Origin of the sequence: Janthinobacterium sp. AD80, assembly GCF_002878455.1 — a bacterium.
Classification (GTDB): Bacteria; Pseudomonadota; Gammaproteobacteria; order Burkholderiales; family Burkholderiaceae_D; genus Janthinobacterium.
The window spans coordinates 1-1775 of record NZ_NRDQ01000260.1 but is presented as its reverse complement, the minus strand read 5'-3'; the positions used below and the strand labels follow the sequence as shown (position 1 = coordinate 1775).

2 protein-coding genes are annotated in these 1775 nt (G+C 65.0%); both read right to left on the bottom strand.

Annotated elements, in window-relative coordinates; translation table 11 throughout:
- On the bottom strand, positions 1–714 hold a 714-nt coding region (locus JaAD80_RS28230), incomplete at its 3' end, for a SpoVR family protein (RefSeq protein ID WP_258003233.1).
- 152 nt (positions 715–866) lie between these two features.
- The coding region (locus tag JaAD80_RS28225) for a DUF444 family protein (RefSeq protein WP_102299466.1) at positions 867–1775 on the bottom strand (909 nt) is incomplete at its 5' end.

The window sequence follows — 1775 nt, the reverse complement described above, 5'->3', positions numbered from 1 at the left end:
ATCGTCAGCGCTGGCCACGGCCTGGGCAGGATACGCGGGACGGTGCAGCGCCATCTGCACGTCCACGTGCTGTTCCAGCGCAAGGGCCGCGTCGAGCACGGCTTCCACCTTGTCCTGGCCATGGCGCAACAGCGCCGCTTCGATGCGCTGCGCACGCGCCGCGCTTTGTTCCAGGATGTGCTGGCCGGCCATGGCGCCGAAGCGCACGAACAGCGCATTACGCCGTGCAAAGTCCGCATGGCCCAGCACATGGGCTGTCACCAGGGTGTTTTCCGCCACCGAGTTGTCTTCCGCCATGTAGGCATGGCAGGGGTCGCCTGGGAACATGACCTCAAAAATATGCGAATGGCCCATCTTCTGGTGCACGAGCTGATGAATGTAGCGCACGCCAAACGACCAGTGGCGCATGCGCACTGGCAAGCCGTAAATGGCGATCTCCGCCATGAAACTGTTGGGTACGAGTTCAAAGTCGACAGGGGAGAATTCCAGGCCCAGTTCCAGCGCCAGCGTCTCGATGCGCGCCGCATGGCTGGCCAGGGTGCCGGCCGCTGCACCGCTTGTGCCTGGCAGCGGAGCGCCATCGCTTGCGGGTATTTGCTGCGCCGCCGCAGCCTCGGTAGCGCCAGGCGTTGCACGCGCTGCCTCGCCCGGCGCCGCATCACCGGTGCCGCGATCATCACCGTGGCAGCCTCCCCAGCGCATGCAAGAGCTCATGCAACTACTCGTGCAACCGCACGTGCAGCCGCCCATGCAGCCATGTATGCAAGCATTCAAGCAGCCGCCGATGCCACCGCCATGGGCAGCACTCCCGCCACGGTCCGCCACACTAGCCAAGTCACCATCCATGTCCTTGATACTGCCAGCATTCATGCCGTCTCCTCCTGGCTGGCCGCCTCGTGCTGGAAAAAGGTGCGGATGGCCGCCCACACGTCGTCCGGCCTGGCCAGGATGCTGCTGTGCAGCGGCAAACCATGGCGCGCGTGTTCGGCGCACAGGCGGTGCATTTCGGTTTCCAGGCTGCGCGGCACGCCCGGCACCGTTTCCACGTAGCCCACATAGTTGAGCATGCCTGCCAGGTGGCCCAGGGCCAGGCTGGCCGCCTGGCGGTCTTCGCTGAAGTTTTCGCCATCGGAGGCATAGAACAGGTAGCCGTTGTACTGGCCGCTGGCGTAGCGTTCCTGCAAAATTGTGCGGCTCAACTGGAATGCGCTCGATGCCATGGTGCCGCCCATGCCGTTGACCTGGAAGAACTCGCTCTCGGAGAACTCCCAGGCACGGGTCGTATGGGCGATAAAGCGCGTTTCCACGCGTGCATAGCTGCGGCGCAAACCTTGCAAGGCAAAGAAAAAGAAGGATTTGGCCAGCTTGCGCTCGGCTTGCGCCATGCTGGCCGAGACATCCATGACGAACAGCACGACGGCTTGCGCGCTGGGCCGCGGCCGGGCCAGCACTTGCCGGTAGCGCAGGTCGTCGTTGGTGAATGCCACGGGGTTCTGCTGCAGCGCGCGCCGCTTGATGGCCTCCTTGACCGTGCGCCGCCTGTCGAGACGGGCGCGGGCGCCATGGCGGTCCAGGCCGGCACGCACCAGTTGCACCTCGTCGATCGCACCGAGATGGCGTGGCTTGAGGTGGGGCAGTTTCAAGGTTTCCCACAGCCAGTCCATGATGTCGTCGACGGTAAATTCCAGCAGCAGGCGTACTTCGCCTTCGCCATTGCCCCCGGCGCCCGGCGTCTCGGACTCGTCCGTGCCAACGGGCCGCGCCGCGCGCAGCAG